Below are 26,404 nucleotides of genomic sequence, written 5' to 3'. Positions count from 1 at the left end.
GGTATAAAAGACGCCGTTTTAAGAAAAAAGTTACATTTTTTATTTTATAGGCAATGTTAATTTATAAATCTTAGTTTCTAAAACTTCTGTGTCATTATCTTCGCAAAGTAAAAACTCGATTTTATTGTTTTCTTTTTTGTAAAAAGTCAGACCTTCAAATTTATTGGTTGAGGTGATTTTTTGAGTAAAATCTATTTTCATGGTTTTTACATCGATTCTTCCAATGAAACTTCCTAGGATTTCTCCGTCATCGTAGGTTGATTTTGTGTCTTCGGCAGTTGAAAGGAAATAGATTTTATCATCAACTAAAATGGCATCGGTAAAACTGGAGCGAACGCCTTTTATTTTTGGAAGTTTATAATTAACCGAAATCAGAGCAAATTCTTCTCCTAGATTTTTGGCATGAATGGTAAAAATGGTGTTTTTGTTTGAAACGCCATTTCCGCGATTGAATAAATACCAGTTTTCGCCATCAAAAATAGCGCCTTCTAGATTGAAATCTTCTGGGTTTATTTCGCCAAAATTCTGCATAACAGCATACAAATCAACTAGATTATTCTTCTGTAAAACAGTTTTTGATTTCAAATCAAACTCAATCATTTTGTTTCGGTTTTCGGTAGAACCCGAACCAAAAACATAAAGTGTATCGTTATGATGTGTAAGCGATTCAAAATCGGGTTTTAAGTTTTTCGGAATATTTTGTGTAGGATTGTCGATTAAAGCATGCTGATTCAATTGCTGATTTTGCATATTGTATTCGTAAAGAAATCCGCTGTTGTCGCCAATTACATAAAGTGCATCATTATTATAAAATAAACCCGATGCCGAACCGATTCCGATAATTTGAAATAGTATTTCTAATGTGAATTTTTCCATGAAGTTTTATTTTGAAGTCTTTGGTTTATCTTGACTTTATCTTTTTAAATGTATTATTTTTTTCGGCTTCTGAAATTATTTTTTCAAGAATATCAACAATTAGTTTGCTTTTTAAGTTGATATTGTGATCGTAATTAATGTTTGGTTTAGATGGATCCCATCCAATTTTTGTCAAATCAAAGCTGTCAAATTCTTTTGTAGTTATTTTATCTTTTATTATGAATTTAAAATTTTGATGTCCAGAATGATCCACGCTGATTTTATATGTTATTTTTTTTGAGTTTTCAAAAGTTTCATATTCGTAAGTTTTAACAATTTCGTTTTTAATAATTTTTTCATTTAAAAAATAGACATCCCAAAAAGTGTTTTCAGAAATAGTCTTTGAATATTCAAAGCAAACACTAATTTTATCAACATACGTTTTTCCACTTTCTTTCCAGAAAATATAAATGGGATAATTAGGAAAATCCTCTAAACAAAGATCTTTTTTAAATGATGTATAATTATATGTATCAACGCATCCGATACAGTAATCTTGATAAACACAAATTGTATCTATTTTTTTAGATTGAAGTTCTTTTATGTAATTGTCAACTAAACTGTCAATTGTAGCTGTTGGATTTGTTTGTGCATTTGCAATAGAGATAACAAAAAACAGAAATAAAAATAGAATTCGTTTTGGCATTATGAATTTTGAAATATTTGAATTGTTCTTTTGAAAATAAGTGTCTAGCCCTGATAGTAATGGAAATACTTTGAAAAGAAATTGCATTTTTTCCTGACATAAGAAAGCGACCAACGGAAGCTTTTGTTATGGCTTTGGAAAAAAGCTATTTATTGAAAAGTATTGCAATGGATAGCAGGAGTATGCTTCGTAAAAGTAGTATATTTATGATATAAAATTTGAAAATATGAAATCAATAGACCCGAAAGATTTTAAAGTTGTAGATAAAATAAAGCTCAAAGAAATTCCGACTGTTTTGAATGTCAAAGCCAATGACGATGAAAAAGAAGAAAAACTAGATAAAGTTCAAGCCAAATTGAGCGATTTGCAAGACGTAATGTATGCGCACAACAAATACAGCGTTTTAATTTGTCTTCAGGGAATGGATACTTCGGGAAAAGATAGTTTGATTCGAGAAGTTTTTAAGGAGTTTAATCCGCGTGGAGTAGTGGTGCATAGTTTTAAAACTCCAACTTCAGCAGAACTGGAACATGATTATTTGTGGCGTCATTATATCGCTCTGCCAGAAAAAGGAAAGTTTGCTATTTTTAATAGGACACATTATGAAAATGTTCTGGTGACACGCGTGCATCCTGAATATGTTTTGGCCGAAAACCTTCCAGACATTAATTCTGTCGATGATATTACGCCTGATTTTTGGGAAAATAGAATTGAACAGATCAATAATTTTGAAAAGCATATTTGCCAAAATGGAACAATTGTAATGAAATTCTATCTGCATTTGAGCAAAGAAGAACAGCGTCAGCGTTTGTTACGCCGTTTGGAAGAAGAAAAGCACAATTGGAAATTTTCGCCAGGCGATTTGAAAGAACGTGGCTATTGGGATGAATATATGAAGTATTATGAAGAAGCGATAAATAAAACTTCTACGCCACATGCGCCATGGTATATTGTGCCTGCCGATGACAAAGAAATGTCACGTTATATTGTAGCCAAAATTATTTGGGAAGAAATGAAAAAACATACGGATATTAAAGAGCCAGAGCTGGATGAAAAAACAGCAATAAATATCGAATTGTATAAGAAAGAATTAGGAGAAAAATAATGGGACAATTGAGATAATTAGTCAATTTGATAATTTTTTGTAAACCCGAAAGGTTTTAAAACCTTTCGGGTTTATTTTATATCCGAAAATTTTTAAAACCTTTCGGGTTTATTTTATATCCGAAAATTTTTAAACTGCTTTTTTAAATTCCATTGGTCAAAACAAAAACGCAGTTCATCAAACTAATTTTTATAATGTAAGCGGTTTGTGCTTCTTTGCTGTTTGTTTAAAAAATATAGAACTACTTTTGGAGTTAAATTTTCTCAATAAATTAATTTATAGATGATCGCAATCAATAAGAATAGACATTGGATATTTTTAGTTTTTTTTTGGAGCTTGTTAGGTATTACGATTTGGGCGCAGATGATCGAAGATTACGATTTTTTGACGGCCACGATTCAGGCTATTTTAGTTTTGATTTGTTCTGCTATTTTAGCTCATATTTTAAGTGATGTTATACTGCCCAAAGCGCTAAAACAAAATAAAATGAGTTCGTTTGCAGTACAAAGCGTTGTTGTTGTACTGCTTTTGGCATTTTGTCTGTCATTGATTTATATTGTTTTTTCAGATTCGGCTATAAGAAGAAAAGCATATCCAGAAGAAGCAGATGTAGATTCTCTTCATTTTTTATGGTCTCGATTTTACGGCAATATCCCGTCAGCGATTTTGATTTGCGGTACTGCCTGCGGGCTCCGATTTTATCAGGAACATAATGTTATCGAAAGAAATCATGCGCAATTACAGCAAGTTCATCTTGAGGCTCAAATCAAGATTTTGCAGGATCAGATCAATCCGCATTTAATGTTTAATGTTTTGAATCATATTCATATTTTGATGCAGAGCAATGTACAATTGGCCTCTGATTTATTGGTTCAGTTTTCGGATATTTTGCGTTATCAATTGTATGAATGCAATAAAGAATATGTGCCATTGCATCTTGAAATTAAATACTTAAAAGATTTAATTGCTGTTGAAGAAACCCGTTGGGGAAATGAATTGGAAGTAAAAAGCAAATGGAATATAGAAGACGGACAGCTTCAAATTGCACCAATGCTTTTGGTTCCTCTGATTGAAAATGCTTTTAAACATGTTTCTCGACTTCCAAATCAAAAAGGATATGTGCATTTGTCTTGCGAACAAATAAATTATCAACTAAACTTTAGAATAGAAAACTCATATACAGAACAATATAAAATTCCGTCTAAAAATCAGGGATTAGGTCTAGAGAATGTAAAGAAAAGATTGGAAATACAATATCCAGGAAAACATCAATTTAATATCCATAAAACCGCTTCTGATTTTACCGTTGAAGTGGTTTTAGATTTAAAATAATTTTTTAGCCACAGATTATAAAGATTAAAAATGATTTTATATTAGCTACGAATTACACGAATTAGCGTGAATTTTTTAATCCGCAACGCTTAGTGATTTTTGCATCCTTTATAAAAATTAAAACTTTGCAAACTTTGCGTAAAACCTTTGTGTTCTTTGCGGTTAAATTTTTAGCCACAGATTATAAAGATTAAAATGATTTTATTTTAGCCACGAATTACACGAATTAGCACGAATTTTTAGTTTGTTACTTAGTGATCTTTACATCCTTTATAAAAATTAAAACTTTGCGAACTTTGCGTAAATCTTCGTGCACTTTGCGTTAAAATTTTTAGCCACAGATTACACAGAGTAAAGGATTAAAAGAAAATCTGCTAAATCTGCCAAATCTGCGTGAAACAAAAAAACTGAAACAATATTATGAACATGAAATGCCTCGTTATAGATGATGAACCTATCGCAAGAAATGGAATCGTAGACTTTATTTCTAAAATTGATTTTCTAGAAGTTGCCGGCACTTGCGCTTCGGCATTAGAAGCGACTTCGTACCTTCAAGAAAAGCAAATTGATTTGATGTTTCTGGATATCAATATGCCTTATCTTACGGGATTAGAGTTTCTGGAATCATTAGAAAAACCGCCTTTGGTAATTTTTACAACCGCTTATTCAGAGCATGCTTTAGACGGATACCGTCTTCAGGTTGTAGACTATTTATTAAAACCCATTACTTTTCAGCGTTTTTATCAAGCTTCGTTAAAAGCTAAGCAATGGCATCAGATGATTAACTCTCCAAAGCAAAATCAATTGGATCCTTTTTTATATGTGCGTCAGGAAGAAGGATTTCAGAAAATTTCTTGGGTAGATATTTTATATATCGAAGGAATGCAGAATTATGCTAAACTTCATTTTAAAGATAAGGTTCTTGTTATTCACCAAACTATAATTTCATTAGAAGAAACACTTCCCAAAGAAATTTTCTTTAGAATTCATAAATCATTTTTGGTAAATATCACTCATATCGATTCTGTTTCTGGCGGGCGATTATTTATAAATGGACAAGAACTACCTATTTCAAGAACACGCCGTGAGGAATTATTGAAAGAGGTAGTCTATAAAAACTTATTAAGCAGATAGCTCTAGAATTTCCATTTTAGAGCTATTGCTCCATAAAAGGTAGTGGTGAATCTTGGATCGGCAATATCTTTTTCCTTAAAAATTTCTTTAATTTTTCGGTTTGTTGTCGAAAAACTTCGAACAAGAGTAGTTCCTCCAGTTGGCTCTAAAATCCAATGTTTTCCAAATTTTACCTGAGGTCTTAAGCCTGCAATTATCTGTTGATATCCAAGTAGTGTAGATTTATTTCCAATTTTGGTTTCAGCTGTCATTCCGCTTATTTCGGCTACTGCTTTTAAGTCAAAAGTGTCAGACATTCGATAGCCAATTTCTACACCTTCCGGAAAAGCTACTTTAAAATGTAAAGCTCCTGTAGACTCCCAGTTAAAATAAATTCCCGGAAGAACCATCGGCACACCAAAACTATTAGTTAAAACCGGACCCGCACCCAAAGCAAGTTTAGGATTAAATTGTTTGATAAAAAGAATTCCACCTTGAAGCAGTACATCGTCTTTATTAATTTCAACCATATCTGTATAAACACCAACAGAAGCCATTATTAACAGCGACCAAGAAGAAGAAATGGAACGCAAATGCTTGACTCCAATTTGCGTATTGAGCAATTCATCTGGAAATCCGCCTTGAAATGCTGCGGGAAGATCTTGAATATTGTAATTCCTGTTTTCCATTTTAGCATAACTGCCACTAAAAAAAACAGACCAGAGTTTTGGATGATCATATTTGTCCATTTTTAAAGATAATGGAACTTCAAAAGCCAGCTGTGCTCTTTTAAAATTGCTTTCGGCATTTGTTTTTGTGCTGTCCATTGGTCGTACATATTTAGAAAAAGGGACATAATCGACTTTAAATTCTCCTGAAATTCCCGATTGTGAGCGCGCAGCAAGGGTAGCCAGTAAAAAAAGGAAAAGCTGCGAAAGATAAAAAACTGTTTTGTTCATGATTTGATTAATTTTTCTGCGAATTACCGCGTTCTAAATCAATCCCAAAAAATCATTTGACTACCAGCACTTTTCTTTTGACCAATGGTAAATAAAAAAACCGATAGACTATTCAGACTATCGGGTTTTTACCAAAAACAAAATAATAAATTAAACCTATTTTTTAGAGTTGAAAACCATAAGCAACACGCAATGCTACTTGATTGGTTCTAAAATCATGATAATCTTCGTAACGAACACTTAAATCAATGTATTTGTTGGCATAACCAATTCCTGGAGCCCATAAAAAGGTGGTTTGATTGTAACCATTTGTTACAGCAAAACCTGCACCCAGTTCTCCTAAAACATAAAATTGATCTTTTAAAACAAAAGCTTTAAAACCAGCTTTTGCCGGAATAAATCCAAGATCTTTTATGTTATTTCCAAGATCGTCTTTTCCCATAAATAGATTTGTAAAACCTGTTGTTAGGGTCAACGATGTTTTTTTGGAAAGATCATACTGTAAACGAACATCCCCCCCAAGAGACCAGTCGTAATCATTATCTGTTGGCAATCCTCCATTTAAACCAAAACCTAATCTAAAACCTTGGTCGTAATTTGTTGCTTCTGTCTCTTGAGCAAATGTGGTGTTGGCAAATAAAAATGTGAAAGCAGCTAGGCATAACATCTGTAATTTTTTCATGGCTTATATTTTTGAAATTTCTATGACGTAAAATTATATGCAAGCCATTTGGAGTTTGTTATACAATTTTTAAAAATCGTTACATAATATTTAGTTCATCTTATTTTTGTCTTAAAATTGGGATATATTTTTATAGATAGGATAGAATTCGAAGCTTCTGACTATCTTTGCGCACAAAATTGAATAGAAGTGAATTTAAAGCAGTACACTAAAGAGTTTTCGTATAATTTAAGACTGGCATATCCTGTTATTTTAGGAATGGTCGGACATACCTTAATTGGTATTGTCGATAATATAATGGTTGGTAAAATAGGAAGCACAGAACTGGCAGCCGTTTCACTAGGAAACAGTATGATTTTTATTGCAATGTCTCTAGGAATTGGGTTTTCTACAGCTATTACACCTATTGTTGCTGAAGGAGATGCAGAGAAAAATGATACAAAAATTCGATCTGCTTTCCACCATGGATTATTTCTATGCACTATTTTAGGATTGGTGCTTTTTACGGTAATTATGTTCGCGAAACCAATTATGGAATTGCTAAAACAGCCTGCAGATGTTATTGTATTGGCAAAACCATATTTAGGATGGGTTGCTTTTTCTCTAATTCCGTTGGTAATGTATCAAGGCTATAAACAGTTTGCAGACGGAATGTCTCTGACTAAATATTCTATGTATGCCATGGTAATGGCCAATGTGCTTCACGTTGGTATAAACTATGTTTTAATTTACGGAATTTGGATTTTTCCAAAAATGGGAATTATCGGAGCAGCTTTAGGAACAGTGATTTCGAGAATATTTTTGGTAATGTTCATGCATATTATGCTTTCGCGAAGAGATGACTTAAAGCGCTTTTTTAAAGGTTTTAGTTTTAGTGAAATAAAAAAAGCCACCATAAACAAGATTATCAGTATAGGGTTTCCTTCTGCAATGCAAATGCTTTTTGAAGTAGTTTTGTTTACAGCTTCAATCTGGCTTTGCGGAAATATCGGAAAAACAAGCCAGGCGGCAAATCAAATTGCTTTGAGTTTGGCATCAATGACTTTTATGTTTGCAATGGGATTAAGCGTTACTTCGATGGTTCGTGTCAGCAATCAAAGAGGTTTAATGGACTATAAAAAACTAGTTGTTGTGGCGCGTTCTATTTTCCTGCTTGCCATAATCTTAGAAACGATTTTTGCGATTTTCTTCATTATTTTCCACGATTATCTGCCTTATATTTTCTTGAATATGGAAAATACAGGACAGATTTTAGATAACGAAGAAGTAATAGGAATAGCTTCAAAATTACTGTTAATTGCAGCGATTTTCCAGATTTCAGACGGAATTCAGGTTGTGGTTCTCGGAGCACTCCGTGGTTTGCAAGATGTAAAAATTCCAATGTACATTACTTTTGTAGCCTATTGGGTAATTGGTTTTCCGATTTCATATTATTTAGGAGAACACACCGAATTGAAGGCGCAAGGAGTTTGGGTCGGGCTTTTGGCAGGTTTAACCGCAGCGGCAATTTGTTTGTATATTCGTTTTCATTACCTAACAAAGAAATTGATTACCAAGTCAGTTTCAAATAACTAAATTTGAATAAAAATAAGTCAAAGATCATAAAGTCTAAAGTCAGGAGAAATCCTTTTGATCCTTTTAATCTGTGGCTAAAAAATAACCATTAAAAAAAATAAATAGATATGGAATTACCTAAATTTTTACTTGGAGACAATACAGATTTTCCAGACGATATTTTTATCATTCATCTAGATTACCCAAGATTTATTATCAATTTGAAAGATGATGAGGTTGAGTTTTTGGAAGAACCAGAAGATCTTGACGAAGCTGAATTAAATGCCGAAATGGAGAGTTTAATCGAAAAGGCTAATGAGTTTTATGACAGAGAAATTAACCGTTACGAAGAGTAATTTGTTTTTCTAATCTCACGTTCTTATACTAATTTTAATGAAAAATTTACGTTTCTTAAAACCTATTTTCAGTTTTATATTGATCGGGTTATTGATTACCACTTTAAGCCGAATCTTTTTATTTTTTCTTTTTAAAGAAAGAGTAGTGCAGACACCAGATTTCTGGTATATTTTTCCAATCGGTCTTCGAATGGATTTAATATTGCTTTGTTATTTGTCATTTCTGCCAGCAGTTCTAATTACTTTTCTGCCGAATACATGGATAAAGTTTACCAATAAATTTCTGGTAATTTATAGTTTCCTATTTCTGTTTTTAATTCTTTTTGTAGAATTAGCTTCCCCAGATTTTGTAAAACAATATGATACACGCCCAAATAAGATTTTCTTAGACTATCTTATTTACCCAAAAGAAGTGGTTGGAATGCTTTTAAAAAGTTATCTGACTTCAATCATTGTGACTTTTCTAATTCTTGGAGTTGTACTGTATTTTGCTTTCAAAAAAGGAAAACAATTGTTTTACACAACAAGTACCGAATATAAATTCAAATTAATGGTATTTCCATTAGTGGCTTTTTTATTGTTTTTCGGAGCACGTTCAAGTCTTACTTCAAAACGACCTATTAATGCTAGTAATGCTGTTTTCTCAACAGATCAGCTTACAAATACTTTGGGGTTAAATTCATTTTATACGGTTGCTTTTGCGGCGTACTCAATCAAAAATGAAGGAAATACGAAGATGTACGGTAAAATGGATGAGGCCGAAGCTATTGCTCGTGTGAAAAAATACATGATTGCCGGTCCAAGTGATTTTACTGATAAAGAAATTCCGTTTCTACATGTTCAGCAGCCAGATTCTGTTATGAAAAAGCCATACAATTTGGTTATTTTTCTACAAGAAAGTTTAGGTGCAGAATACGTTGGGATTTTAGGAGGAAAACCATTAACTCCAGAATTTGATAAATTATCTAAAGAAGGATTATTATTTACCAATTTGTATTGCACAGGAACCAGAAGTGTTCGCGGAATTGAAGCAGTTGTAACTGGATTTTTGCCGTCGCCATCAGAAAGTGTGGTGAAGCTTGGAAATTCACAACAAGGATTTTTTACATTGGCAGACGCATTAAAACAAAAAGGTTACGATACAAGTTTCATTTATGGCGGAATGGCCAATTTTGATAATATGGCTTCGTTTTTCAACGGGAATGGTTTTACAGACATCGTTGACCAATCCGATTTTGAATCAGATGGAAATAAATATGCTTTCAAAGGAACTTGGGGTTATTCTGATGAAGATTTGGTTACGAAAGCCAATCAGTATTTCAAATCAAAAGGAGATAAACCATTTTTCTCTTTAATGTTTTCGACTTCAAATCACGAACCATTTGAATATCCAGCAGGAAGAATTAAGCCTTACGATAAAAAGCCTAATACGGTAAATAATGCCATGAAATATGCTGATTTCTCAATTGGGAAATTCTTTGAAATGGCGAAGAAAGAACCGTATTTTAAAAACACGATTTTTATTGTAATTGCTGATCACAATACAAGAACTTATGGTAAAAATTTAGTGCCAATTAACAAATTCCATATTCCAGCATTTATTATGGGACCTGGAGTTCCAAAAGGAGCTGTTTATGATAGATTGGCAAGTCAGATTGATATTCCACCGACATTGTTAAGTTATTTAGGACTTCCTTTTGAAACACCAATGGTAGGTAGAAACCTAAGCAAGCTTGATCCGAAAGTGCAAGGAAGATCGATTATGCAGTTTAATGATATCAACGCATTTAGAGTGGAAAATCAGGTTGTAATCATGCAGCCAAATTTGAAACCATTGCAGTTTGAAATCAAAAATGATACAACTTTAATTCCAGTTAAATTAAATGAAGAATTAGCAAAAGATGCTTTGGCGCATGTAATTACAGCAGGAAATTTATATAAAGAAAGTAAATATAAGCTTAGGCCTAAAAAATAGGTTCAAAGGCTCAGAGTTACAAAGGTTCAAAGGTTTTTACTTTGAACCTTTTCTTTTTTTAATGAAATTGAAATGCTTTGCGGGTTCTCGACTCCGCTAGAACTGACAAGATTGTGTATCAAGATTGTTGGGAAAAATAAGGAGCAAAGCGACAATCTTTTTACTCTGAACCTTTGTCACTTTGAGCCTTTGCACCTTTATCAAAATATAATTTCAATAACTCAGAAGCAGCTGCAAAAGATGAAATTTCATTGTTTTGCACTGCTTTTTTGCTTTCTTCTAAAAGCGAAATTATATCAGGCTGATTATAGAAATTTTGTTTAAGCTGTTCGTTGATCGTTTCCATCATCCAGAAATGGTTTTGCTCATTTCTTTTTTCTTGAAAAAAACCTGTTTCTTTCGTCATTTCAAAATATTCAGAAATAGTGTTCCAAACTTCAGCGATTCCGTCTTTTGTGAGTGAACTGCAAGTGGTTACTTTAGGTTGCCAGTTTGATTTTTTTGGAGGAAATAAATGCAAAGCGCGATTAAACTCCAATTTCGCCTGATTGGCTTTTTTTATATTATCTCCGTCCGCTTTATTAATAACAATAGCATCAGCCATTTCCATGATACCGCGTTTGATGCCTTGAAGTTCATCGCCTGCGCCAGAAATTTTCAATAGCAAAAAGAAATCCACCATACTGTGAACGGCAGTTTCGCTTTGGCCAACACCAACTGTTTCAATAATAATGGTATCAAAACCTGCGGCTTCACAAAGAATAATGGTTTCTCGAGTTTTTCGAGCCACACCGCCTAAAGTTTCACCAGAAGCACTTGGACGAATAAAAGCATTTTCGTCTTTCACCAATTCTTCCATTCGGGTTTTATCGCCTAGAATACTTCCATGCGAAAGAGAACTGCTAGGATCAACTGCCAAAACGGCTACTTTTTTTCCTAATTGTGTCAGATGTTTTCCAAAAGCTTCAATAAAAGTGCTTTTTCCAACGCCAGGAACACCCGTAATTCCAATTCGAACCGATTTATTAGCATGAGCTAAACAGCCTTGAATAACTTCGCCAGCTTTTTCAAAATGATCTGGATTAGTGCTTTCAATTAAAGTAATGGCTCGGCTAAGAGAAGTTCTGTTGCCTTCTAAAATACCCTCAATTAATTCTTGAGAAGTCGGTTGCTGCCTGCGCTTATTTTTAATTTGATTTATAGCCGAAATATTGGTGATTTCGGGAGGTGAAATTCCAGCTTTTTCAGATATACTGCCAGTTTGTTTATTAGAATTTGACAAAACGCACTTTTTAGAAATGTAAAAGTACAGAAAACAAAAACAGTTTCAAAAAGTTAGTTTGCCACGAATTACACGAATTTCCACTAATTTGTTATTCTCACAATGAGTAAAAATAAGTTGCCACGAATTCCCGAATTTTCATTAATTTTTTTATTCAAAATAAACAGAAGAATAATTCGTGAAAATTCGTGTAATTCGTGGCAAAGAAACTTAGTCGCTTAGAATCTTAGCATCTAAAAGAATTAATATCCCGCTGTAAATCTAACTTGATGATGTTTTGGAGTTTCTACTTCGTCAGCAATAACAACTGCCAAATCTTCTACAGATAAAATACTTCTTTGTTCGTCATTGAAAACAGGATTTTCTAAGCCTAAACGATATTTTCCAGTTCTACCTGTTTTAGTTCCAGCATGCATTTCGAAAGCAGGGCTAAAGAATGCCCAGTCTAAATCTTTTTCTTCTTTGATGATATTCAAATAATGTCTTGCCGCATTGGCTCCGGGGAAAATCTCTTTTGGAAAATCTGGAGTATCAACCGCTTGTAAATCTGGAGCGACATATAAACTTCCTGCTCCACCAATAGTAACAAAACGTTTAACACCTGATTTTTTAACCGCTTCCTGAATAGCTTTTGAACCTGCTAAAAAGTCATCATAAATATTTGGGTTTGTCCATCCAGGGTTATAAGCATTAACCACAGCATCGTGACCTTTTAAGATTTCTGCCAAAGCATCAACATTAAAAATATCTGCAGCAACCCAAGTTGCGTTTGCTGTGTCTTTTGGAGTTCTTGCAATAGCAGTGATTTCATGTTTTCTGTCTGCTAGTTCATTTAACAGTGCTGAGCCAACAAATCCTGTAGCTCCGATAAGTGCGATTTTCATAATATATAAATTTATTTAGTAATAAAAAATGTTACAGTTTAGGTTAAAAAAATAGTTTTAAAACTGATTCGAAAAATCTTCCAATGAAATTCCTTCCAGCTGTTTGCTGACGTTTTGATTCATTTCGCTATATAAAACTTCCAAATGCTGATTGATGTTTTTTCCAACAGGACAATCAGGATTCGGCTGGTTCTTTGCAAAACCTAAACCAATGGTTTCAAAGGTCATTTCAAATATTTGTTTTAAAGTCAGTTCAGCGGCGTTTACTGCCAATTTTGTACCTCCATTTTTTCCTTCTTTACTTTCTACAATATGGTGTGCTTTTAAATTGGCAATTTCTTTTCGAACCAAAACAGGATTTAGATTAATACTACCCGCAATATATTCCGATGACAAATAATCATTTGGGAATTTATGGAGCAAAGTAAGAATGTGAATCGTTATGGCAAATTTACCTGAAATCATACTGTAATAAAATATGTTACAAATTTACATCTTTTTGTAACTCAAAAAACAATTTTAACTAAAAATTAATTAAACCAATTAAAATTACAAAATAAACTAAAGGAAAATGTACATTATTAATTATATATGACATACATTTTCCTGATTGACTATTTTGATTTTTGATTGATTCCTAGTGAAGAAAAATATACCCATGCTATAAAAAGAAGTTGCATTGGTATTCTGATCCATAAGTACGATAAACCTTTGCCAGTATAGTCGGCATTCTGTAAATTGATATTATGGCTTGCGGCATAAATGTTAGCGGGTAGGAGTAAGATAAAGAATAGAATAAGCAGTTTCCCTGTAAGGATTTTAGTTTTTGGCAGTAGCAATCCAATTGCAGCAATTAATTCTATAATTCCTGTAATAAACACAATGGCATTTGCAAAAGGCAAAAAAGAGATCATCATTGCCATTCCTTTAGCAAAAACAAAATGGCCTATAGCAGTAAATACTAGCATAACTGATATGGCTACTCTACCAGCGAATGCTAGCTCTAGCCGTTTAGCTGTAAGCCAAATAATAAGTAGCGTTGCAATAAAAACTCCAAAAAGTATAATTAAGGTTTCCATATCTTTTTTTTATTATACAAAGTTGCACAGTAAAGAAACCTAAAACAATGAACCTGGGTTAATAAATACGTTTTCTAATTCGGCTTAAAGCTTGCGGAGTAATGCCAATGTAAGAGGCAAGGTATTTTTGCGGAATTTTTTGTATTAAATGAGGCTGTTCTGTGAATAAATTAAGATATCGCTGTTCTGCAGAATCGTTTAGTAAAGACAGCTCTCTCTTAGACTTTTTAATAAATAACCCTTCGCTTGCTAATCGGCCAATAGTATTGCCAATTTTAGTTTCAGTATAAATATCTTGAAGGTCATCATAAGAAATGCGCGAAAGGATTGTGTCTGCAAGAGCTTCTATAGTGTAGTTTACGGGCAATCTTGTAATAAATGAATCGTATCCGCTTGTAAACTCACCATCAAATACAAAAGTAAACGTTAAGTCTCTATTCTCAGAAGGAACATAATATCTAAGAATTCCTTTTTCTATAAATGAAAGATAATTTTCTAAATAACCAGTTTGAAGTATTGCTGTTTTCTTTGAAAATTCCTGACGAATGAGTTTTGAAGAAAATATGTTCCAGTCTTCATCAGAAAGTTTGGTCATTAGTTCAAGATTATCCCTTATTTGCTGCATAGATTTTTAGAATTACATATTAAAAGTAACAAAAAACTCAAAGAGAGACGATAATTTGTTCAATTCATCAATTTATTATTTCCTATTTTTGTGCTGAAGTCATGATATGAACAACTTTATACTAATATTTCTCTTTCTTTCGCTGGGTTTAGTTCTTCAGCATGTAAAACAGTTTCCTACTCATATCTATAAGACGCTCAATAAAATTGTTATTTATTTCTGTCTTCCAGCGATTACTTTATATCATATTCCTAAAATAAAATGGAGCAGCGAGTTGCTGTTTCCGATAGGAGCAGGGTGGATTACTTATATTTTGGCTTTTATTTTTTTTCATTTTTTAGGAAGAAGAAATGGCTGGTCGAATAAATTGATAGGATGTTTGATTCTAACGGCTGGCTTAAGCAATAGCTCTTTTCTAGGTTATCCGATTATCGAAGCTTTGTTTGGAAAGAAAGGTTTGGAGACGGCTGTTCTAGTTGATCAGCCTGGAACTTTTGTAGTGGTTTCGACACTTGGTGTTTTTACCGCCGCTTTTTATTCTAAAGGAAGTCCGAACGCATTAGGGATTTTAAAAAAAATCATCACGTTTCCGCCATTTCTGATGTTTGTTTTGGCATGCCTGATGAATATTTTCGATTATAATTTAAATGAAAATATCCAATCTGTATTACTGAAAATCGGAAGTTTAGTAACGCCTTTAGCTTTGCTTTCTGTCGGTTTGCAATTGACTTTTGATCGAAAAAGCCAGCATTGGAAGTTTTTGCGACTTGGACTTTTCTTTAAATTGCTGTTGATTCCTTTTGTAATTTTTGTGCTTTATGTTTTCATTTTTAACCAGCATTCTGAAGTTATAAAAATTACGATAATGGAAACTGCTATGGCACCAATGATTACAGGTGCAATTCTTGCTTCAACTTACGGATTAAAGCCAAAATTAAGCAGTATGATGATCGGTTTCGGAATTCCGATTTCCTTTATAACACTTGCTTTCTGGTATTTTGTTCTCAGCTTTATTTAGTAGTAAAATACTAATTATATCGACAAAGTAGGATTTTAACTTTTTTTAAGAAAATCAATGTTTTCTATATGCTTTTTTTGGTTAATTTTAGATGAACTAAAAAAATGAAATTATGTCAACATTAAGATTAGGCGATATAGCTCCGGATTTTCACGCAGAAACCACTCAAGGACCTGTTAATTTTCACGAATGGTTAGGAGATTCGTGGGGTGTTTTATTTTCGCATCCAGCAGATTTTACTCCAGTTTGTACTACTGAATTGGGAACTGTGGCGAACTATGTGCCAGAATTCAAAAAAAGAAATACTAAAGTTATTGCTCTCAGTGTAGATGGTTTAGACTCGCACAAAGAGTGGATTAAAGATATCAACGAAACTCAAAATACAGAAGTAAATTTTCCAATTATTGCAGATGAGGATAAAAAAGTGGCAAATCTATACGATATGCTTCATCCAAACGCAAGTGATAAATTTACAGTTCGTTCTGTTTTTGTTATCGGACCAGATAAAAAAATCAAATTAACATTGACTTATCCAGCTTCAACAGGAAGAAATTTTGATGAATTACTTCGTGTAATTGACAGTTTACAATTGACAGCAAACTATAGCGTTGCAACGCCAGCCAACTGGAAAGATGGAGAAGATGTTGTAATTGCGCCAGCAATTCCAGATAGCGATATTCCAGCAAAATTCCCAAAAGGACATACGCCAATAAAACCTTATTTGAGATTGACTCCGCAGCCGAATAAATAACTTTAAGGGACAAAGGTTCAAAGGAACAGAGGGACAAAGTTTAAAGGCTGATATTTTTCCAAATGGAAAAATATCAGCCTTTTCTTTTTGAGACCTTTGAGCCTCTGTTCCTTTGAACCTTTATTCCTTTGAACCTTTATTCCTTTGAACCTTTGCACCTTCAAAAGCCATCAAAGCATTCATTTTTTTCTTATCTCCTACAACCCAGAGAATGTCATCTTTTTCTAATATTAGGCTAGATTCTGGATTTAGAATACGGTTTCCGTTTCGTTCAATTCCTACGACCATTCCGTCTGTTTTAGCTCTAAATTGTCCGATGCTTTTTTGGACGAATTCGTCTTGAGAAACTTCAAGCTGTCTCAAAACAATATCGGTTTCCTCTACTTTTGTAGGTGGTTCTGTTTCGTTTTGAGTTAAGAATTTTGTGAATTCTGCGATTTGTGCGTCAGTTCCAATTACGCAAATTTCATCGCCTGGAAATAATCGTTCGGTTTTGGTCGGAATTGGAATTGTCACTTCACCTCTTTTAATATAAGCAATGTTGATTCCTAGTTGTTCACGAATTTTGAGTTCCTGTAAAGTCTGACCAACCAAATTAGATTCTTTTTTAATTTCGAAAAAAGACATGTGTCCGTCCCACGGCATTAAATTAGCGTATCTTCTGTCGATTTTTTTGTTTTCACGATCGTTGAGGTTTTTCAAAAAGTGATTTTCAATTTTATGATATTGCTCATTTAGTTTCTTAGGAAAAATTTGATAAGCTCCGATTGCGATGATAAGTGCTACGAAAGCCACTAAAGGAGAGAAGAAAATATTCAGTAAAAAACCAACAAAGAATAAACCAAGACTCATTCTTATTAAGATGAGCATTAAAAGTGCTCCACGATATTTGCGTTCTTCCCATAGCGTCTCGACTTCATCTACTTTTACACGACGAAGCGAAAGCGCCCATAAAAATGGAGCAATTACAACCAGAGTCAATAACGCAGCTAAAGTGTTTCCGAATCTTGTGTCGGCAACCAATGGAGCTACAAATTTAGATGATAATAATATAATGGCAGTAATAATGATTGTGTGAAGAATGATTTGCGTAATAGATGAGCGAAGAACAATCTGCCAAGTGCTGACAGACTTAATTGCTTGTGCATTCACACTATAACGGTTAATGTTTTTTACCCATCTTTTAGGCATTTTAGCCTCTAAGTATAGAGCAAATCCTTCTGAATATTTAATTAAGAAAGGAGTTGTAAATGTGGTAATTGCAGATACAGCCACAATAATTGGATATAAGAAATCGCTTGTAACTTTTAAAGACATTCCGAGAGTGGCAATAATAAAGGAAAACTCTCCAATTTGCGCCAAACTCATTCCGGTTTGAACAGATTGTTTTAAAGGCTGACCAGAAATTAATGCTCCGATAGAAGAACTAAAGGCTTTTCCGAATATGGTCAATAAAGTAATTATAGCAACAGGAAGCGCGTAATTAACCAAAGTAACCGGATTGATTAACATTCCCACCGATACAAAGAAAACAGCTCCAAAAAAATCTTTTACAGGTTGAATTAAATGCTCAATTTTTTCAGCCATCGTAGTTTCAGCAATAATTGACCCCATTATGAAAGCGCCTAATGCAGGAGAAAAACCTACATTTGAAGCGAAAATTACCATCATTAAACATAATGCCAAAGAGATAATCAGCAGCATTTCGTCTGTTAAGAGATGTTTTGCTTTTTTGAAAATAGTTGGGATAATAAAAATCCCTCCTAAAAACCAGATAATTAAAAAGAAGATTAATTTTAAGACAGATTGCAGTAATTCGGTACCAGAAACCTGATCGCTAACCGCAATAGTGGATAGTAAAACGAGCATTAAGATGGCAACGATATCTTCTACGATTAGAGCTCCGAAAACAATCCCGACGAACTTTTTTCCTTTTACCCCCAATTCATCAAACGCTCTTATGATAATGGTTGTTGACGAAATAGAAAGTGTTGCACCCAAGAAAATACTATCCATTTTTCCCCAGCCCATCCATTGCCCGACTGCGTAACCAATTACGGTCATAAACAAAATCTGTGTTATGGCGGTGACAGATGAAGTTCCTCCAACTTTCATTAGTTTCTTAAAGCTGAATTCGAGTCCTAAACTAAAAAGTAAAAATATAACCCCGATTTCTGCCCAGACTTCGACACTTTTCATGTCGCTTATCGATGGAAAAAAATCAAAATGGTTTCCAGCTAAAAATCCTGCAATCAGGTAGCCCAAAACCAAAGGCTGTTTCATTTTTCTAAATAATAGAACGGCAATTCCGGCAGTCATCAGGATTAATCCTAAATCACTAATTAAAGGTTGTAAGTGGTGTGTGGTTTCTGCAGCGGCATTTAATGCAATCATATAAAAAAGAGGTGTTTTTTTAAGCGGCTGATCCAACTTTTTGTTTCAAATGAAATTTCATTAGCTCCAATTAAAATAAAAGGAGTGTAATCTGGATTTGCCTCTAGATTTAATAAAAAAAAGCTATCTCGATAAAGATAGCTTTTTTTGGTAAAATATTTGGTATTTTTCTTAGATTCCTGTGTAATTACTAGGAGTTATAGCTAATAATTCGGCTCTAACGGAATCAGAAACTTCTAAAGTCGCAATAAAATTATGAATTGCATTTTTGTCGATTGCTTCATTTGTTCTTGTTAAACCTTTTAAAGCTTCGTACGGATTTGGATATGCTTCACGACGTAAAATAGTTTGGATCGCTTCAGCAACTACAGCCCAGTTTTTCTCTAAATCTTCAGCAAATTTGCTTTCGTTTAAAAGCAATTTATTTAAACCTTTCAAAGTTGCCTCAAAAGCAATAACTGTATGTCCGAAAGGAACACCAACATTACGTAAAACGGTACTATCAGTTAAATCACGCTGTAATCTTGAAATAGGTAATTTAGCAGCTAAGTGTTCGAAAATAGCATTTGCAATTCCTAAGTTTCCTTCAGAGTTTTCAAAATCAATTGGGTTTACTTTGTGCGGCATTGCAGACGAACCAATTTCTCCAGCTTTGATTTTTTGTTTAAAATAATCCATTGAAACGTACGTCCAGATATCGCGATCTAAATCGATAATAATCGTATTGATTCTTTTTAAAGCATCAAAGAAAGCTGCAAAATGATCGTAGTGCTCAATTTGAGTGGTTGGGAAAGAATGCTTTAGACCAAGATCAGTTTCAACAAATTTATTTCCGAATTGTTTCCAGTCAATTTGCGGGTATGCTACGTGATGTGCATTGAAGTTTCCTGTTGCTCCTCCAAATTTAGCAGCAAATGGAATGTTGAATAACAAACGCATTTGCTCTTCTAAACGCTCTACGAAAACCAAGATTTCTTTACCTAAGCGAGTAGGAGAAGCAGGTTGTCCGTGCGTGCGAGCTAACATTGGAATGTCTTTCCATTCAACGCTTAATTCTTTTAATTTTGCAATTACAGCAATTAAAGTTGGCATATAAACTTGCTCAAACGCTTCTTTTGTAGAAAGAGGAATGGCAGTATTGTTAATATCTTGAGACGTTAATCCGAAGTGAATGAACTCTTTGTATTGGGATAAACCTAATTTCTCAAAAGCATCTTTAATAAAGTATTCAACCGCTTTTACGTCGTGATTGGTTACTTTTTCTGTTTCTTTAATCCAAAGAGCATCTTCAGTTGAGAAGTTTTTGTAGATGTTTCTCAAGCTTTCAAATAAACTAGAATCAATACCTTGTAGTTGAGGTAATGGAATTTGGCATAAAGCAATGAAGTATTCCACTTCAACCAAAACGCGGTATTTTATTAAAGCTTCTTCAGAGAAGAAAGGTGCTAAATTTTGAGTTTTATTTCTATATCTTCCATCAATTGGCGATATAGCATTCAATTCGTTTAGAGTAGTCATTGTTATGTTGTTTTTCGAAAGGTGCAAATATAAGGTATTGTTAAAACTTCTGAAAGCTATATTGATGCTTAAATTATGGTTTTGAAAATTTTATCCCAGATTGTAAAGTAAAAACCATAATTATGAGTTTCATTTTTATGATGATCATTGTGGAATTTAGTGGTCGAAATCCATTTTGTGAAGTAATTGCTGTACCAAAAAGACGGAAAAATGTCTTTTTTTAAATGCCCAAATATTCCATAAGAAAGATTTAGAATCAAATAAATGATGATACTCAAATAATTAAACTTCAAAAGCGTAATTAAAAACAGCCAAATAAATCCAAAACCTAAAGTTTCAATAGGATGAAGAACATACAAACTGTAAACATTGGTTTCTACATGTGTATGATGCAGCTTATGAATCGGGTACATCCATTTTAAATGATGAACCAGAAAATGAAAAATGAACATGAAAAGATCCATCAAAAGAATCAATAAAAGTGTATCAAAAATGAAAAGTTTAAGAGACGCTGAAAAATCTACTTTTAAGATTCCGTAGCGATATAATTCAAAACCTATTAGAGTAATAAATGTGTTGCAAAGCAATGTAGAAAGTATCCATTTTCGATCTTTATTCTTTAAAATAGTATTTTCTGGTTCTATTATTTTTCCAATTAAAACAGATAAAACAACTAACACTAAGTTTTCTAGTAAAAAGAAAACAAAGAGCCAGAATAGATTAAATTGAGTTAGTTGCTGTAACCAGCTTTCAAAAATCATGTTGTTTTTTCTAGGGTCAGTAATTTTTCTCTTAAATCGGCAACTCCTTCAGAAGCAAATTTGGCAATGGTTTCAACTTTATTGCGAAGGTTCGGAATTGAAATAGGTTTCGGATCTATATAAAAAACTGGAGTTGTGCTTGGAGTATAAGCAATTAATCCAGCGGCAGGATAAACTTGAAGAGAAGTTCCGATTACAGCAAAATAATCTGCTGTTTCGGTAATGTCAATTGCTTCTTCTAGCGCTGGAACTTCTTCACCAAACCAAACAATATGAGGACGCAATTGATGTCCGTTTGCATCAAAATCTCCAGTAAGCAAATCTTCTGTCCAATCTAGAATTAGATTTTTATTTTGTGTGCTTCTAACTTTTAGCAATTCACCATGCAAATGCAAAACGTTTGTGCTTCCTGCACGTTCGTGAAGATCGTCAACATTTTGAGTGATAACTTTTACATCGAAGTCTTTCTCCAATTCAGCCAAAATGATATGACCCAAATTTGGATTGACTTCTTTTAACTGTTGGCGTCTTTTATTGTAGAAATCTAGAACCAACTCTTGATTTTTGTGCCAGCCTTCTGGAGTGGCAACCTCCATAACATCATGTCCTTCCCATAAACCATCGCTATCGCGAAAAGTTTTAATGCCGCTTTCGGCGCTAATTCCTGCTCCTGTTAAAACAACAAGTTTCTTTTTCATTCTTAGTTTTTTAAAAGATAAAAATAGTGATTTCTTTATTCAAATGTTTAGTAAATAGTAAGGAGAGATTGCAATTTTTTGGATAAAATAATAGGGGTTTATACGCTTTGTCTCTCTTTCTGAATTGTTTAATTTTAATGTTCTGTTTGGTAAAAGCGTTTCAGTATGATTTTAATTCAATTTACAGGGCTTTCAGGTTCAGGAAAAACAACGTTGGCTGAGAATGTCAGGCATCTGCTGCTTCAGAATAATTACGAAGCAGAGATAGTAGATGGCGATGTTTATCGGCAGACAATCTGTAAAGATTTGGGATTTTCTAAAGAAGACCGCTGCGAAAATGTGAGAAGACTTTTTAATGTTGGACGAAGTTTGATTGAGGAAAATAAAATCGTTTTGATGTCAGTTATAAATCCTTATGAAAATGTTAGAAATGAATTAAGAGCTTTTGAATTTGTAAAAACTGTATTTCTAGATTGTTCTATTGCTAATTTGATAGAAAGAGATCCTAAAGGATTGTACAAAAGAGCTTTATTACCAGACCATGATCAAAATAAAATTAGAAGTTTTACAGGTATAAGTGATGTTTTTGAAATTCCAGAAAAAGCAGATTTAGTATTAAAAACAGATTCTGAAACGGTTTCGGTTTCTGCCAACAAACTATATAATTTTATAATTAGCAATTTAAATTTTTAAGGCTTATGAATCCTTCTTCCTGTCAGCTTCCCATTTCTTTTTCGATAGAGAAACTACAAAACGATTTATTGACTTGCGAGACTAATTTATGGACACCGCACTTTAATACTTATCGCTATGAAGGAAAATGGACAAGTGTTTCTTTGCGATCGCAGTCTGGTTTAGAAACCGATATACTTTCTTTTGCCGATAAAGAATATAAAAATACGCCTTTGCTTGACAGTTGTCCCTATTTTAAAGAAATAATGGATTGGTTTGAGTGCGAAAAGGAAGCTGTGAGATTATTAAGACTCGGCCCTAATAGCGAGATTAAAGAACACGTGGATAATGATACTTCTTATGAAGATGGCTTTTTCAGGATTCATGTTCCTATTATTACTAATTCCGAAGTGTATTTTTACGTAGATCAGAAACTAGTTCCTATGAAAATGGGAGAGTGCTGGTATGCTAATTTTCAATTACCTCATAGTGTTCAGAACAAAAGTACTGAACCGAGAATTCACTTGACTTTGGATTGCATAAGAAATGAATGGTCTGATAAATTGTTTTCTAAAATGGGTTTTGATGTGAATTTTGTACCTAAAAAACTATATTCAGATGAGGTGAAGCAGCAGATTATTGCAGAGCTTTTAAGAAATCCATCTGAAACGAATGCTAAGATTATTGCTGAACTTCAATCGCAAATGAACTCATAAGAAAAATGGAAAATATAAAGCATCTTATTTCAAATTGGATTCCGATTAAATTGATTGAAAAAGATAATGAAGTTTATTTCGAATGGATTTATCTTTCGGACATTCCTTTTGCAGAACCTTTTTTTGACGAAACAATTGCGAAATGCAGAAGTCATAGTTATAATTCAAAATATTTTAAAGTAGTTAGTACGGTAGAAAATCTAATTGATTGGTCTAAAGAACTCGATTTTGTAGAATTGAAAGGATTGGTTTTTCATGTATCAAGATGTGGATCTACGATGTTGAGTCAGTCTTTGGCAACTTCATCTGAAAATATTATGGTGTCTGAAGCTCCTATTATTGACGAGATTTTAAGAAGCGATTTTTTTGATTTAGATACCAAAACTGTTTTACTTGAATCGGTTATAAAATTGCTTGGACAGAAGAGATTTCCAGAACAAAAGAATCTTATTATAAAATTGGATGCTTGGAGTATTTTTAAGGCTTCTTATTTAAGATCGGTCTTTCCTCAAATTCCTTTTGCATTATTGTATCGAAATCCGGGAGAGGTTTTAAGATCGCATCAAAAGCAAGCAGGAATGCATATGGTTCCAAATATAATTCCATTGAGTGTTTTTGGAATTACTTCTAAAGAAATCGAAGAGGTGAGTTTTCGACAGTATCAGGCTTTAGTTTTAGAAAAATATTTTCAAGGTTTTCTACACTTTTATGCAATTGACAGCAAGGTAATTATGCTTAATTATAATGACGGAATGAAAAATGTCATTGAACGATTTATATCTTTTATTGATGTCGATTTTTCTGAAAATGAAATAAATCTAATGCTGGAACGTCTTAAAAAACATTCAAAAAATGAAAATGCTGTTTTTGTTGGAGATTCATATAAAGATGATATTTTGTCTGTGAATTTGAGTGAAGTTAATCTGCTTCATGAAAAGCTTAATGCTAATTTTACTGCAGATTTGGCAGGCTGAAGAATCTGTTGAAGCCTTCTTTCTCTTTTATTTATTATTTTTGCGCCAAACATAAATAAAATGATTGATTTAGATTATCTCGCATTCTTAGAAAACATATTAACTGATAATAGAAAAGCTAATTTTTTAAAAGTACTAGAAAATAGAACAAAACATTTTACAGTTGCAGTAGAAGATGTTTATCAGATGCATAATACAAGTGCTGTAATGCGAAGCTGTGAAGTTTTTGGAATTCAGGAATTAAATGTAATTGAACAGCGTTTTGGAAAAAGAATCGATAAAGAAATTGCTTTAGGTGCACAAAAATGGGTTGACATTAATCGATTTGATTCGGTTTCAGGATGCCTTTCAGATTTAAGAAGCAAAGGTTACCAGATTATTGCCACGACACCACACGAAAAAGATTGCATGCTGGAAGATTTTGATATTACAAAACCAAGTGCTTTATTCTTCGGAACAGAAAAAGAAGGTTTGTCAAAAGAAATTATGGACAACGCTGATGGTTTCTTAAAAATACCAATGGTAGGTTTTACAGAAAGTTTAAATATTTCAGTTTCTGCTGCAATTATCATTCAAAGTTTGACGAATAGACTTAGAAGATCCGATATCGATTGGAAATTGTCTGAAGAAGAAATTTTAGTTAAGCGTTTATTATGGGCGAAAAACTCTATAAAAGATATAAAACGAATTGAAGAGCGTTATTACCAAGATAACCCTAGATAATTTTTTTAAGATTCTAAGATACTAAGATTCTGAGAAAAAAAACTTAGTATCTCAGAATCTTAGCAACTTAAAATTTACTTTTTCAGGAAAAGATTAAAACCTAAAATACTAACAATTAGAATCGACAACGCAGCTAAAACTGTTGCCAGATCGCGAATATTTTTTCCAGCCCAATCCATAAATAAAAATTTGTGAAGAATAGCAAAAGAATAGCCTTCAACTCGATCTGAATTATTGATAACTGCAGCCAATCTTGACGTTGAAGTTTCGATAAAATAAGTTGTTTTTTCCGGCGTGTCGTAAGCCAATTTCACGACAGGAAGCCTTTTGTTGACAAAACCATATTCTCTGTTTTCAAAATCGGTCAACACTTTTGATTCAAGCAATTTTATATTTTCAAAAGAAGGTTGAGAATCATCTTCAGAAGTGTCGATCATTTCGCAACAAGAAGCTTTTGGAGCTCCATCGGTAAAATAGTACGCTAAAAATTCAGCGTATTCTAAATCGAGATTTGGTGCAACTTTATTTGTTGTTGCATTAATGTAAACCACTTCAGATTTTGAATTTTCTTTTTTATTCCATTTCGAATCCGATTTTGGCATTTTGAATCTTTTCGTTTCCTTTTCAAGCAATTGACATCTGTAATAAGTTGTGTCATTCAATGTAATTAAACTGATGTTTTGAAAACGATTCCAATCTAAATTAAGATTATTGTTTGCACTGGGAATTTCTTTGGTCACAAAAGTCGGTTCGTAAATCATTTGCGACAAAGTATAAGGCGCCCATTTTGTAGTGGCATGATACGCACCGCTAAAAGCAAAAGTCAAAGTGAAAAGCGAAACCCAAATCCCAATTTGACGATGGTATTTTCTCAATCCTTTTTTTGGCGTTAAACTATCTGTTTTTTTGAATTGTTTCCAAAGCAAACCATAAATTAGAATCCCGCTCAAGGCAGAAAACCCAATAATTGACAATAAGAAAATCATAGTAATAATTCGGATGCTATTATTGCTTATGGCATCTATAAAAGACCAATTGTGAAAAGTGTCAAAAAACCAGATAAAAGCTTGTCGAGAAATCGGATTATAGGTAGCCAATTTGCTAGATGAGGTTTCTACATATACTTGCATGCCATCAGGACGATCAAAACTTAATTTATAAACAGGTAAATAACGATTTACATATTTGTATTGCGAAGTAAATTCGGTTATAACTTCGCTATTTTTTACAGGACTTTTTTGGTCATCTAAGAAATAACGAGAAAGCCATTCGGCGTATTTTTGATCTCCGTTTTCTAGTTTTTTAGCAGTCGAAGCATCATAATACCAAAGTTCGCCAAGAATAGTTTTTACTTGATAATAAGTTGAATTATTAAAAGTGACAATTCTGAAATTTTTGAATTGTGATATTTCATTTTTCAGTAAAACTTCTTGAATAGAATAATGCAGTTGGCTTTTGTCAATAATTGATTGTTCAATTTTATCATGAACAATTTCAGGTTTGAAAAAGTGCGCCATAAAAGGATGCATCAAACCAGAAAAGGTCCAGAAAATTACAGGAACAATTGTAATCAATCCAATAACACGATGCCATTTGTACATGTTTTGTTTGACTTTTTTGATGAATTTAGAATCTTTCCTGGAAGATTTTTTATTTGTTTCTTTACTCATTC

The 26,404-nt window shown here is 33.1% G+C and carries 26 protein-coding genes; 12 read left to right on the top strand and 14 right to left on the bottom strand.

What is annotated here, in order from left to right:
* Positions 1–39: 39 nt before the first annotated feature.
* A complete protein-coding gene (locus DMA14_RS22440; RefSeq protein ID WP_111426697.1) occupies positions 40–876 on the bottom strand; it encodes a DUF6929 family protein in 837 nt (278 codons plus the stop codon).
* Positions 877–901: 25 nt separating this feature from the next.
* The gene (locus tag DMA14_RS22435) at positions 902–1,561 is read right to left on the bottom strand and encodes a hypothetical protein (protein ID WP_111426696.1); all 660 of its coding nucleotides are present in this window, start codon (positions 1,559–1,561) and stop codon (positions 902–904) included.
* 226 nt (positions 1,562–1,787) lie between these two features.
* Between DMA14_RS22435 and DMA14_RS22430 the strand changes: the two genes are divergently transcribed.
* The 3 genes from DMA14_RS22430 to DMA14_RS22420 all read left to right on the top strand — a co-directional run bounded on the left by DMA14_RS22430 (position 1,788) and on the right by DMA14_RS22420 (position 5,132).
* A complete protein-coding gene (locus DMA14_RS22430) occupies positions 1,788–2,666 on the top strand; it encodes a PPK2 family polyphosphate kinase (protein WP_111426695.1) in 879 nt (292 codons plus the stop codon).
* 282 nt (positions 2,667–2,948) lie between these two features.
* Positions 2,949–3,998, top strand: a complete 1,050-nt coding sequence (locus tag DMA14_RS22425; RefSeq protein WP_111426694.1) for a sensor histidine kinase — start codon at positions 2,949–2,951, stop codon at positions 3,996–3,998.
* A gap of 420 nt (positions 3,999–4,418) precedes the next feature.
* Positions 4,419–5,132, top strand: coding sequence for a LytR/AlgR family response regulator transcription factor (locus tag DMA14_RS22420; protein ID WP_203418358.1), 714 nt, complete (start codon positions 4,419–4,421; stop codon positions 5,130–5,132).
* Between the two features lie 2 nt (positions 5,133–5,134).
* Here DMA14_RS22420 and DMA14_RS22415 read toward each other — a convergent pair whose 3' ends face one another.
* Together DMA14_RS22415 and DMA14_RS22410 are read right to left on the bottom strand one after the other, a co-directional pair.
* Positions 5,135–6,070 carry a DUF6268 family outer membrane beta-barrel protein gene (locus DMA14_RS22415; protein WP_111426692.1) on the bottom strand — a complete coding sequence of 312 codons (936 nt, stop codon included), beginning with the start codon at positions 6,068–6,070 and terminating at the stop codon, positions 5,135–5,137.
* A 163-nt stretch (positions 6,071–6,233) separates the two neighbouring features.
* A complete protein-coding gene (locus DMA14_RS22410; RefSeq protein WP_111426691.1) occupies positions 6,234–6,752 on the bottom strand; it encodes a hypothetical protein in 519 nt (172 codons plus the stop codon).
* A gap of 189 nt (positions 6,753–6,941) precedes the next feature.
* Here DMA14_RS22410 and DMA14_RS22405 point away from each other — a divergent pair, with 189 nt between their 5' ends.
* The 3 genes from DMA14_RS22405 (at position 6,942) to DMA14_RS22395 (ending at position 10,637) form a co-directional block, all read left to right on the top strand.
* On the top strand, positions 6,942–8,327 hold the full coding sequence (locus tag DMA14_RS22405; RefSeq protein ID WP_111426690.1) for an MATE family efflux transporter: 1,386 nt from the start codon (positions 6,942–6,944) through the stop codon (positions 8,325–8,327).
* Between the two features lie 107 nt (positions 8,328–8,434).
* Positions 8,435–8,662 carry a hypothetical protein gene (locus tag DMA14_RS22400; RefSeq protein WP_008468034.1) on the top strand — a complete coding sequence of 76 codons (228 nt, stop codon included), beginning with the start codon at positions 8,435–8,437 and terminating at the stop codon, positions 8,660–8,662.
* Positions 8,663–8,699: 37 nt separating this feature from the next.
* Positions 8,700–10,637 carry an LTA synthase family protein gene (locus DMA14_RS22395; protein ID WP_111426689.1) on the top strand — a complete coding sequence of 646 codons (1,938 nt, stop codon included), beginning with the start codon at positions 8,700–8,702 and terminating at the stop codon, positions 10,635–10,637.
* Positions 10,638–10,797: 160 nt separating this feature from the next.
* Here the strand turns inward: DMA14_RS22395 and meaB are convergent, their stop codons facing one another.
* The 5 genes from meaB to DMA14_RS22370 form a co-directional block, all read right to left on the bottom strand.
* Complete coding sequence (gene meaB, locus DMA14_RS22390; protein WP_111426688.1) at positions 10,798–11,919, bottom strand: methylmalonyl Co-A mutase-associated GTPase MeaB; 1,122 nt, start codon at positions 11,917–11,919, stop codon at positions 10,798–10,800.
* A gap of 242 nt (positions 11,920–12,161) precedes the next feature.
* A complete protein-coding gene (locus DMA14_RS22385; protein WP_111426687.1) occupies positions 12,162–12,803 on the bottom strand; it encodes an NAD(P)-dependent oxidoreductase in 642 nt (213 codons plus the stop codon).
* 57 nt (positions 12,804–12,860) lie between these two features.
* Entirely contained in the window at positions 12,861–13,268 is a 408-nt protein-coding gene (locus DMA14_RS22380) for an RrF2 family transcriptional regulator (protein ID WP_111426686.1), read from the bottom strand.
* Between the two features lie 149 nt (positions 13,269–13,417).
* Positions 13,418–13,882, bottom strand: a complete 465-nt coding sequence (locus DMA14_RS22375) for a DoxX family protein (RefSeq protein WP_111426685.1) — start codon at positions 13,880–13,882, stop codon at positions 13,418–13,420.
* 58 nt (positions 13,883–13,940) lie between these two features.
* Positions 13,941–14,507, bottom strand: coding sequence for a Crp/Fnr family transcriptional regulator (locus DMA14_RS22370; RefSeq protein ID WP_111426684.1), 567 nt, complete (start codon positions 14,505–14,507; stop codon positions 13,941–13,943).
* 106 nt (positions 14,508–14,613) lie between these two features.
* Here DMA14_RS22370 and DMA14_RS22365 point away from each other — a divergent pair, with 106 nt between their 5' ends.
* Positions 14,614–15,525, top strand: coding sequence for an AEC family transporter (locus DMA14_RS22365; protein WP_111426683.1), 912 nt, complete (start codon positions 14,614–14,616; stop codon positions 15,523–15,525).
* Between the two features lie 112 nt (positions 15,526–15,637).
* Complete coding sequence (locus DMA14_RS22360; protein WP_111426682.1) at positions 15,638–16,276, top strand: peroxiredoxin; 639 nt, start codon at positions 15,638–15,640, stop codon at positions 16,274–16,276.
* A gap of 120 nt (positions 16,277–16,396) precedes the next feature.
* Here DMA14_RS22360 and DMA14_RS22355 read toward each other — a convergent pair whose 3' ends face one another.
* The 4 genes from DMA14_RS22355 to DMA14_RS22340 form a co-directional block, all read right to left on the bottom strand.
* Entirely contained in the window at positions 16,397–18,670 is a 2,274-nt protein-coding gene (locus tag DMA14_RS22355; RefSeq protein WP_111426769.1) for a cation:proton antiporter domain-containing protein, read from the bottom strand.
* Between the two features lie 171 nt (positions 18,671–18,841).
* On the bottom strand, positions 18,842–20,188 hold the full coding sequence (gene purB / locus DMA14_RS22350; protein ID WP_111426681.1) for an adenylosuccinate lyase: 1,347 nt from the start codon (positions 20,186–20,188) through the stop codon (positions 18,842–18,844).
* A 68-nt stretch (positions 20,189–20,256) separates the two neighbouring features.
* Complete coding sequence (locus tag DMA14_RS22345) at positions 20,257–20,949, bottom strand: sterol desaturase family protein (RefSeq protein ID WP_111426680.1); 693 nt, start codon at positions 20,947–20,949, stop codon at positions 20,257–20,259.
* On the bottom strand, positions 20,946–21,647 hold the full coding sequence (locus DMA14_RS22340; RefSeq protein ID WP_111426679.1) for an SIR2 family NAD-dependent protein deacylase: 702 nt from the start codon (positions 21,645–21,647) through the stop codon (positions 20,946–20,948). The genes DMA14_RS22345 and DMA14_RS22340 overlap by 4 nt, the downstream gene beginning before the upstream one ends.
* Positions 21,648–21,812: 165 nt before the next feature.
* Here DMA14_RS22340 and cysC point away from each other — a divergent pair, with 165 nt between their 5' ends.
* From cysC to DMA14_RS22320, 4 genes are read left to right on the top strand one after another with little or no spacing between them, the layout of a single operon-like run.
* On the top strand, positions 21,813–22,340 hold the full coding sequence (cysC, locus tag DMA14_RS22335; RefSeq protein ID WP_111426678.1) for an adenylyl-sulfate kinase: 528 nt from the start codon (positions 21,813–21,815) through the stop codon (positions 22,338–22,340).
* Between the two features lie 5 nt (positions 22,341–22,345).
* Positions 22,346–23,035 (top strand): aspartyl/asparaginyl beta-hydroxylase domain-containing protein, encoded by a 690-nt coding sequence (locus DMA14_RS22330; RefSeq protein ID WP_111426677.1) that lies wholly within the window; start codon positions 22,346–22,348, stop codon positions 23,033–23,035.
* Positions 23,036–23,040: 5 nt separating this feature from the next.
* The gene (locus tag DMA14_RS22325) at positions 23,041–24,009 is read left to right on the top strand and encodes a sulfotransferase family protein (protein ID WP_111426676.1); all 969 of its coding nucleotides are present in this window, start codon (positions 23,041–23,043) and stop codon (positions 24,007–24,009) included.
* A gap of 60 nt (positions 24,010–24,069) precedes the next feature.
* Positions 24,070–24,732 (top strand): TrmH family RNA methyltransferase, encoded by a 663-nt coding sequence (locus DMA14_RS22320; protein ID WP_111426675.1) that lies wholly within the window; start codon positions 24,070–24,072, stop codon positions 24,730–24,732.
* A gap of 74 nt (positions 24,733–24,806) precedes the next feature.
* Here DMA14_RS22320 and DMA14_RS22315 read toward each other — a convergent pair whose 3' ends face one another.
* Complete coding sequence (locus tag DMA14_RS22315) at positions 24,807–26,402, bottom strand: PepSY-associated TM helix domain-containing protein (RefSeq protein ID WP_111426674.1); 1,596 nt, start codon at positions 26,400–26,402, stop codon at positions 24,807–24,809.
* Positions 26,403–26,404 lie beyond the last annotated feature (2 nt).

Origin of the sequence: Flavobacterium sharifuzzamanii (genome assembly GCF_003254585.1) — a bacterium.
In the GTDB taxonomy this organism is placed as follows: Bacteria; Bacteroidota; Bacteroidia; order Flavobacteriales; family Flavobacteriaceae; genus Flavobacterium; species Flavobacterium sharifuzzamanii.
This window is presented reverse-complemented; position numbering and strand designations above follow the sequence as displayed.